The organism is Gemmatimonadales bacterium (genome assembly GCA_030697825.1).
Lineage (GTDB): Bacteria > Gemmatimonadota > Gemmatimonadetes > Gemmatimonadales > JACORV01 > JACORV01.
Genome location: JAUYOW010000192.1, coordinates 1 through 8,206, shown reverse-complemented (window position 1 = coordinate 8,206; position 8,206 = coordinate 1). Strand labels below are relative to the sequence as shown.

The following is an 8,206-nucleotide window of genomic DNA, read 5'->3' as shown; positions in this document are numbered from 1 at the left end:
GATACCGCGATTCAGGAAGTCGAGGAGCAGCTCCACGCAGCGCACGGTGCAGCCCGAGTGGCCGTGGGCGAGCGTGTTGGCGCGCAGCAGCATGAGCGCGCGCACGGCCTCGCGGGAGATCGGCTCGCCGAAGCCGGAGGCATGGCTCATGATGACGTTGCGCTGGAGCAGAATGCGCGCGTCGGGTGGGATCATCACCTCGGCGAGCCGGCCGAAGCCCGTCGTCACGCCGTAGACTCGCTCGCCGGCCGCGATCGCGTCCTCGATCACGCGCCGCGCCCGTTCCAACGCGGTGCGTCCCGTTGGGGCGAGCGTGACGGTCGTGACCTCGCCGCGCGCGACGCGGGCGACGTCGTCGAGGGTGAGCGAGTGGCCATCTATCGCTAGGGAGGCCGTCATGGGAGACAAAGAAGGGTTGGCGAGTTCAATAACTCAAGACGGCGTGTCCGTCCGCAACGTCGCCGAAGCCTCGGTGTAGGCACCGATCTCCGCGACGGCCGCGCGGATACGGCCGGTCACGTCGGCGTCCACGAGCGCATCGCGGGCCGCCTCGGCGCGAAGGTTGGCCACCTGGAGCCACAGGGTCCGCAACAGGTTGAGCAGGTGCTCGCGCCGCCCTGCCGCCTCGTGCAGCTGCTCGGCGAGCCGCCTGAGCAGGTCGCGCTGGTTGGTGAGCATCTGGCGCAGCTCGCGACGCGAGGCGGGCTCGCCGGCGCCGTCGCCGAGGACGGCTAGCTTCTGCTCCAACGCCGCGATCTCCCCGGGGCTCGCGTCGCGTGCGAGCAACGCGATCTCGGCGTCCAGCGTTTCGAGCGCTGTAACCACCTGCCGCGCCGCGGCGACCGCTTCGCTTCCCAGCTCGCTCGCGGGGCCGGTCAGTGCGCCCGCGCGCTCGAGGATCGCGCGCACGTAGTCGGCCGGCTCGCGCGGCTCCGGCGGGGCTTGGCTGGCTGCGGCCGGCAGCAGCAGCGACGCGAACTTCCGCCGCTTCCAGAAGGCGAGCGCCATGGTGGACTTCGAGGCTGCTTGACTGGATTCGAGAGCGCTCAGTCCGCGATGCTTTCCCCACACACTCGCCACGCCGGCCGCGCCAAGCACGAGTACCGGGATGGGTGCAAGGAGGGCCAGGAGAAACGAACCGACAACCTCGACCTGACCGCCGCGAGGGGGGAGTGCGAAGATACGAAGAATGCATAGAACGGCCCCAAACCCGAGTACGACCGCGACCGTTTGCGCGATGCGCGTGCGGCGCAATACCGGCGGCAGTCGGTGCCACACGTCGTCCTCGCGCCGCCAGGATGCCGGCCACCACATCGCCCACCAGCGCGGAGGTCTCAGCAGAAGCTGCCTCAGGTAGGCCCAACTGTGCCCGCGCTGCCTCGCAACGGCCAATGCCACGGGAGTGCCTACGAAGAGCATGGCGCCCATGAAGGCAGGGGCGAGGAGCGCGATGACCCGGGTTTCGGCATCCAGGAAGGGGTAGATGAACGCACCTATCGTGAGCATCGCCGCGGATACGACGATCTCGGACGCATATTCGTCGATCACCTTGAGCAGGAAGGAAAGCTTGGGAGGCTCATCGTCGCCGTCCATGGCCACTGCCTCACGCAGCGCGCGTCCATCCGGCCACCGGGCACCCGGCTCCTTGGCAATGCACCGGGTAACCGCCGCGACCAGTTCGGCCGGAGCTTCGCGGGCGATGGCATCGAGCGGCGGGGGCGCCTTCGTCACGTGCTGCACGATCACGTCGCGGAACGACTCGCCCTCGAACGGCAAACGTCCGCTCAGCATTGCGTACCCCATGATGCCGAGCGAGTAGAGGTCGCTTCGCCCGTCCAGGTCCCGCGCGCCGCTCGCCTGCTCGGGCGACATGTAGTGCGGCGTCCCCACGACCGCACCGGCTTCCGTCAGCGTCGCGCCGGTCGCCCGTGCCTTGGCTACGCCGAAGTCGGTGAGCATCGGCCGGCCGGATTCGTCCTCGAGGAGCACATTGTCGGGCTTGATGTCGCGGTGGATCACGCCCTGGCGGTGCGCGTAGTCCAACGCGCCGGCCAGCTCCCCGATGATGCGCCGCACATCCTCGGGCGGCAGCTTCCCCTCGCGATGCATCCGCTCGCCTAACGATTCTCCCCGCACGTAGCCCATCACGAAGTACAGCATCCACTCGACCTCGCCAAAGGTGTGGAGGGGGACGATGTTCGGGTGGGTCAGCTTCGCCGCGGTGCGCGACTCGCGCCGGAACCGCTCCCGGCTCTCGGCGTCCGACGCCATGTCTGGTGGAAGCACCTTGATCGCGACCAGCCGCTCCAGGGCCCGCTCGCGCGCGAGATAGACGGCGCCCATGCCGCCGTGGCCCAGCAGCCGCACGATCTCGTACGGCGTGCCGAGGGCACGCTCCAGCGCCGCCCGCTGGGGATCGTCGGGCGCCACCGGGCCTCCGGTGGCCAAGGTTGCGCCACACTGGAGGCAGAATCGGGCTTCGTCGGGATTGGCCTTACCACAGGCCGGACAGAGCACGTCCTATACTGCGGGTTGGGGCTGCCCGCGGTCAACTACTCCGGGTTCGGCAGTTCTGTCGGACCCTCCGTCCGTTGGTCAAGCTGCTCAGTTCTCGAGCCGCATCTCCGGCGCCGCCGTCAGCGTCTCGCCCCGCAGCATCCGCTCGTCCGCTCCCAGCCGCCGCCACGCGGCGTCCCGCGCCGGCGCCGTTTCGTACAGCGCCACCATCGCGCCGCCGCTCCCCGCCAGGCGCACCAGGAACGCGTCCGTCTCTCGCAGCCGGTCGAGCCAGTGCCCGATCTGCGGCAACCGGCCGGCGACCACCGGCTCGAAGTCGTTGTGCGAACGCCGCCGGACCTCCTCCCACGAGCCGAGCGCGTTGGCCGGCACCACCGCCGCGAACTCACCGGTGTGCTCGGCGGCGCGGTCCTTGTCTATCCAGGCGTATGCCTCCGCCGTCTTCACCGGCGCCGGCGGAGGAACGATGAGCAGCGGAAGCGCGGGCAGCGGCGGCAGCCCGAGCAAACGCTCGCCGCGGCCCCAGCCCAGCGCGAGCGGCGCGCCGGTCAGGAAGAAGGGCACGTCGCTGCCGAGCGACGCACCCAGCTCGATCAGGTCACCAGGAGTCAGCCGGTCCGCGTGGAGACGGTTCATGGCGAGGAGCGTCGCCGCCGCGTCGGAGGACGCGCCGCCCAGCCCGGCGTTCCATGGGATGCGTTTACTCAGCATGATCGCGACGCCGCCGGACGCTCCGGCCGCGCGCAGAAACCCGCGCGCCGCCCGCACGATCAGGTTCTCGTCCACCGGCCCTAACGCCTCGGGCGCGCCCGCGAGCGTCACGCCGGACGCGGTGCGCTCCACCACCAGCTCGTCCGCGATGCTGATCAGCTGGAACAGCGACTCGATGGCGTGGTAGCCCTTGGCGTCCCGCCCGAACACGCGCAGCCAGAGGTTGATCTTGGCCGGCGCAGTCACGGCCAGGCGCGCCGTCACTTCTTCGGCTCCTTGCCGCTCAGCTCACGCAGTGTGAGGCCGGTACGCGCGAGGATCCAGAGCCCGATAACGGTGATCGGGATGAACCCGCCGATGTGGAGTCCGATGGCGAAGCTCGCGGCGGTGGCGCCCGGCACGCCGTACAGCTCGAGCGAGGCGCGCGTGGCGGCCTCGAACGGCCCGAACCACCCGGGGGACGAAGGGATAGCGACGCCGAGGGCGACGATGCCCTGCATCACCAGCGCGGACGACGACGGCAGGCCCACCAGGTGGAACGCTTGAAAGCCGAACCAGTAGCCGGCCGCGTTGGTCAGCCAGAGGGCGAACGACCAGACCAGGACGCGCAAGGTGTCGCGCGGTGATCGCAGGATCGAGAGGCCTTCGATGAGGTTACGGAGCACGCGCACAGCCCACTCGGCGGCGCGCTTCGGCAGGAAGCGGTGGAACGTGCGGTCCACGACGCTCAGCGCACGCGCCGGCGCGTGCACCATGGCCGCGAAGAGGACGAGGACGAGCGCGAACGCTCCGCCCGTCCACATGGCGATGTCCGCCACGCTTCGGCCGTCCACCCGCGCGTGGCTCGGGAATTCCGGCGCGAGGATGCCGAGGCTGAGCAGGAAGATGATGACGAGCCCGTCGAAGACCCGCTCGATGCCTATCGACGCGAGCGTCGTGGGCACGGGGAGCCCGACGAGCTCCGCGGCAGCGTAGGCGCGGACGACCTCCCCGGCGCGAGCGGGGAGGACGTTGTTGGCCATGAAGCCGATCGCGGTCGCGCGCCACACCGGCCCGAGCGGCGCGCCGCGGGTGCCGGGCGCGAGCAGGATCCGCCACCGGAACGCGCGGAGCGGGAAGGTCAGCGTGAGCAGGGCGACGGCGAGCAGGAAGTAGGCGTAGTTGGCGCGCCGCAGATGGTGCACGACCTCGGCGAGCTTCACGTCGCGGAAGGCCCAGGCGAGGAAGAAGACCGACAGCGCCAGACCGAGGACGACCATGACCTGCCGTCCCCGACCGGTCGGGGCGGCCGGCGCGCTAGCGGCCAGCGCCGAGTCCGAGTTCGACGAGATCGAACACCTCGTTCAGCAGGGCCGTGAGGCGGGCGCCGTCGCCGCCGGCGGAGGAGGCGGCGTCGAGGTCCCGTTTGAGCTCGAGGATGCGCTTCAGTGCGCGGTCGCCGCCGTAGAGCAGCGACTCGATCGGCGCGACGGCCTCTTCGGCCGGGGCGAGCGCCTCGATCGGAACGACCGCGTCCTCGCGCAGCGCGACTTCGGCCGGGACCCTCCGAAGCTCGCGCGTCGGCGCCACGGGCCGGCGAACCGGGACGGCGACATCCGGCGGCGCCGCCGTGGCGGCGCCGGAGAGGAACTCGTCGAGAGAACCGGGTCGCAGGCCACGCTCAGCGACGAGCCGGTCGAACGTGGCGTACGCCGTGGCGAGGTCCGCGCCCTTTTCCGGCGGCGCGGCCGGGGCCGGCACGGGCGCTGCGGTGATGGGTTCCGGGGCCGCCGCGACCGGCGGTGCTGCCACCGTGGCCGGGGCGACCGGCGCGGGCGCCTCGGCGACCACCGGCTCCATGGGGGGCGCGGCTGCCGCGGGCGCGGTCTGGAGTGCCGCGAGACCGTGCGTCACGTCGTCGAGCTGCTCGGCGAGCTGGCTCTCGTCGCTGATCTGTGCGGCGCTCAGGGTGTCCGCCGCCCGCCCGACCAGATCGACGAACCCGGGCAGTGCACCGGCACCGGCGCCGCGGCCGATGGCGTCGCGCGTGGCGTCCGCGAACCGGCCCAGGGACGTGGATATGAGCGAGCCCACCGAGCCCGCCATCGGCCGGAGGCTGGCCGCGATGGCGAAGAGGCGGAGGTCGCGCTGGACCCACGACGTCGCGCGCTGGAGCTCCGTGGTGGCGGCGCGGAGGAACTCCCCGTGGCTCACCATCTCCATGCGGCCGAGTCCGGCGCCGGCGGGCGCCGCGGGCGCCACACCGCGGCTGACGACGTGCGGCCCCGCATCGGCGTAGAAGAGCGCCTCGATCGGCACGACATTCCCGGTGAACGTCGCGAGGAGCCTGGTGGCGAACGTGCCGGCCTCTTCGCTCTCGGCGGCGGGCCGCCCCGCGTCCACGACCTCGCGCGCGGCGCGGGCCATGGCGCGCGCCGCCGCGTCGAACACGTCGGCGACACCGGCGCCGGCCGCGCCCGGCGTGGCGGACACTTCCTTGACGGCGCTGTCGATGCCGGCCAGGAGGTCCGCGAGCGGCGGTAGGTCGGCCAAGGCGGCGACGCCGCGCAACGCCGACATGCCGGGGCTGACGCGGGCCAGCACGTCGCGGCTGGACGGGTCGGTCGCCAGCGCCACGGCGGTGCGCTGGAGCACGCTGGCGATGGCAGCCGCCTCGCGCGCCACGAAGGCGCGGCCGCCGGCATCGAGCGCGCCGGTCGAAGCGACGCGGCGCTCCGCGGAGCTGCGGCCCGACAGGCGGTCCAGGCCGGATCCGATCGCCTCGGCGCGCTCCTTGTCGCCCGGGTCCTGCTCGCGCAGCCGGCGCATCAGCACCTTGCAGTCGTCCACCGCGCGCGTCACTTCGGCGCGGACCCTCTCGTCCCACTCCAGGCGGGACTCGCGCACCGCGCGCGCCACGGACTCGAGCCCCTGCGCCGCGCGCGCCATCCCGTGCTGGGTCGCCATCAGGGCGCTGCCGCGGAAGGCCCGCGCGAACCGGACGAACTCCTCGCCGCCCGCGAACGGGCCGGCCGGGGTCTGGGCCAACGCGTCGAGCCGCTCGAGGTATTCACTTGCCTCGAGCAGAAAGAAATCGAGCGTCCCCATGCTCTGACTCATCGAGCCTCCGTGGTCCGCGCCGCCCCGAAGCTAGGCCTGCGCACGCGCGCGGTCAATTCGTTCCCGCATCTCGCGCACCGCCCGCTCCATGCCCACCAGCACCGCCCGGCTCACCACGGAGTGGCCGATGTTCAGCTCCTCGATCTCGGAGATCCGCGCGACGGGCCCTACGTTCTCGTAGGTGAGCCCGTGGCCCGCGTGAACCGCGAGTCCGGCATCGCGCGCGGCCGTGGCGGCCGAGCGCAGCTCGGCGAGCGCGTCCTCGGGCGCCCGCCACTCGCGGGAGTAGCGGCCGGTGTGCAGCTCCACGGCGTCGGCCTCGAGGCCCGCCGCGGCCTTCACGGACGCCGGGTCCGGGCCGATGAACAGGCTGGTGCGGATCCCGGCCTCGCGCAGCCGCGCCAGCACCGCGGCGAGTCGCTCGGCGCCGCGCCCGCAGTCGAGGCCGCCCTCGGTCGTGATCTCCTCGCGGCGCTCCGGCACCAGCGTGGCCTGGTGGGGCTTGAGGCGCAGCGCGATCCCGACGATCTCGTCGGTGGCCGCGAGCTCCAGGTTCAGCACCGTCCGCACCGTCTGCCGTAGCAACTCGACGTCTCGGTCCTGGATGTGCCGGCGGTCCTCACGCAGATGCACCGTGATACCGTCGGCGCCGGCCAGCTCCGCCAGCGACGCCGCGCGGGCGGGGTCCGGCTCGTCGGTGCGCCGCGCCTGCCTCACGGTGGCCACGTGATCGATGTTGACGTAGAACCGCACGCTTGCTCGCCCTCCGGACCGTGGTTAAGCTATTGACCGTCGTGAACTTCTCGTCTCGCAACCTCGTAATCCTGATGCTCGGAGCCGCCGCGGCCTGCGGGGGGCGACCCTCCGTGACGGTCTCGCCGGCGCCGGACGCTCCCGAAGCGACCGTCGCGCAGTTCCTCGCCGCCGTTCGCGGCGCGGACCTCGGCCGCATGGCGGAGCTTTGGGGCACCGAGCGCGGGCCGAGCACGGTGACGAACCGGAGCGGGCCTCGGGCGCGGCAGCAGCAGCTTACCATAATGCAGCGGCTGCTTCAAAACGACGAGCACCGGGTCGTGAGAACGGAAGCGCCGCAGTCGCAACCCAACGGCCGCATCCTCCATGTCGAGTTGGAGCGCGATGGCCGGCGGTTCGTGGTGCCGTTCACCCTCGTGATCGCGCGGACCGGCGGCTGGCTCATCACCGGGATCGGGCTCGACGCCGCGATCCCGCCGGCGACCGGCCGCAACCAGCCCTAGTCGCTCAGCTCGAGCAGGATGCCGGCCGTCGCCTTGGGGTGAAGGAAGGCCACGCGCCGCCCGTGCGCGCCGGGCCGGGGCGATGAGTCGATGAGCTGGTAGCCGTGCTCGCGGCAGCGAGCGAGGGCCGCGTCGAGGTCTGGGACGCGGTAGCAGACATGATGGATGCCGGCGCCGCGCCTGGCCAGGAACTTGCCGATCGGGGTGTCGGGGTCGTCGGAGGCGAGTAGCTCGATCTCCGAGTCGCCGAGCGCGAGCGATACGACGGTGGCGCCGTCCGCTGTTTCCGCGGGCCGCGGCTCGAGGCCGAGGACGTCGCGGTAGAAGGCGAGCGCTTCCTCGAGGTTCCGGACGGCGATGCCGACGTGCGCGAGGCGCGCGCTCGCGGCGCCCGCGAGTTCGGGTGAGAGCACGCACACATTCTAACGTGGGGCAGCGAGACATGGCAGGGTCGCACGCGATGGCGGTGAACGACGGAACGTTCCAGCAGGAGGTCGAGCAGTGCGGCGGCCTCGTGGTGGTGGACTTCTGGGCGGAGTGGTGCGGCCCGTGCCGGATCATCGCGCCGATGCTCGAGCAGTTGTCGTCCGAGTACGCCGATCAGGGCCTCAAGGTCGTCAAGG

General features: G+C 72.0%; 9 protein-coding genes. 2 read left to right on the top strand and 7 right to left on the bottom strand.

Features of this window, described 5'->3' with window-relative positions:
• From Q8Q85_10275 to Q8Q85_10250, 6 genes are all read right to left on the bottom strand, one after another.
• Positions 1-399, bottom strand: a 399-nt coding sequence (locus Q8Q85_10275) for an aromatic amino acid lyase (protein ID MDP3774639.1), incomplete at its 3' end; no start/stop codon positions are given.
• A gap of 33 nt (positions 400-432) precedes the next feature.
• Positions 433-2,430 carry a serine/threonine-protein kinase gene (locus Q8Q85_10270; protein ID MDP3774638.1) on the bottom strand — a complete coding sequence of 666 codons (1,998 nt, stop codon included), beginning with the start codon at positions 2,428-2,430 and terminating at the stop codon, positions 433-435.
• Positions 2,431-2,604: 174 nt separating this feature from the next.
• Positions 2,605-3,492: a 4-(cytidine 5'-diphospho)-2-C-methyl-D-erythritol kinase gene (gene ispE / locus Q8Q85_10265; protein MDP3774637.1), complete on the bottom strand. Its 888-nt coding sequence runs from the start codon at positions 3,490-3,492 to the stop codon at positions 2,605-2,607.
• On the bottom strand, positions 3,489-4,487 hold the full coding sequence (locus Q8Q85_10260) for a lysylphosphatidylglycerol synthase transmembrane domain-containing protein (protein ID MDP3774636.1): 999 nt from the start codon (positions 4,485-4,487) through the stop codon (positions 3,489-3,491). Before Q8Q85_10260 ends, ispE begins: the two co-directional genes overlap by 4 nt.
• A gap of 37 nt (positions 4,488-4,524) precedes the next feature.
• On the bottom strand, positions 4,525-6,327 hold the full coding sequence (locus Q8Q85_10255; protein ID MDP3774635.1) for a hypothetical protein: 1,803 nt from the start codon (positions 6,325-6,327) through the stop codon (positions 4,525-4,527).
• Between the two features lie 30 nt (positions 6,328-6,357).
• Positions 6,358-7,080: a pyridoxine 5'-phosphate synthase gene (locus Q8Q85_10250; GenBank protein ID MDP3774634.1), complete on the bottom strand. Its 723-nt coding sequence runs from the start codon at positions 7,078-7,080 to the stop codon at positions 6,358-6,360.
• A gap of 41 nt (positions 7,081-7,121) precedes the next feature.
• On the opposite strand from Q8Q85_10250, the gene Q8Q85_10245 reads away from it, so the two are divergent.
• Positions 7,122-7,583, top strand: coding sequence for a hypothetical protein (locus Q8Q85_10245; protein MDP3774633.1), 462 nt, complete (start codon positions 7,122-7,124; stop codon positions 7,581-7,583).
• Here the strand turns inward: Q8Q85_10245 and mce are convergent.
• Positions 7,580-7,996, bottom strand: coding sequence for a methylmalonyl-CoA epimerase (gene mce, locus Q8Q85_10240; GenBank protein MDP3774632.1), 417 nt, complete (start codon positions 7,994-7,996; stop codon positions 7,580-7,582). The two genes, Q8Q85_10245 and mce, sit on opposite strands and share 4 nt — an antisense overlap.
• Positions 7,997-8,025: 29 nt before the next feature.
• Between mce and Q8Q85_10235 the strand changes: the two genes are divergently transcribed.
• Positions 8,026-8,206 (top strand): thioredoxin domain-containing protein (locus Q8Q85_10235; GenBank protein MDP3774631.1); only part of this gene is annotated, 181 nt, incomplete at its 3' end.

Excerpts from the sequence above, each read along its gene's own strand:
- Q8Q85_10260 (MDP3774636.1), bottom strand. The coding sequence starts at position 4,487 with ATGGTCGTCCTCGGTCTGGCGCTGTCGGTCTTCTTCCTCGCCTGGGCC.
- Q8Q85_10255 (MDP3774635.1), bottom strand. The coding sequence starts at position 6,327 with ATGAGTCAGAGCATGGGGACGCTCGATTTCTTTCTGCTCGAGGCAAGT.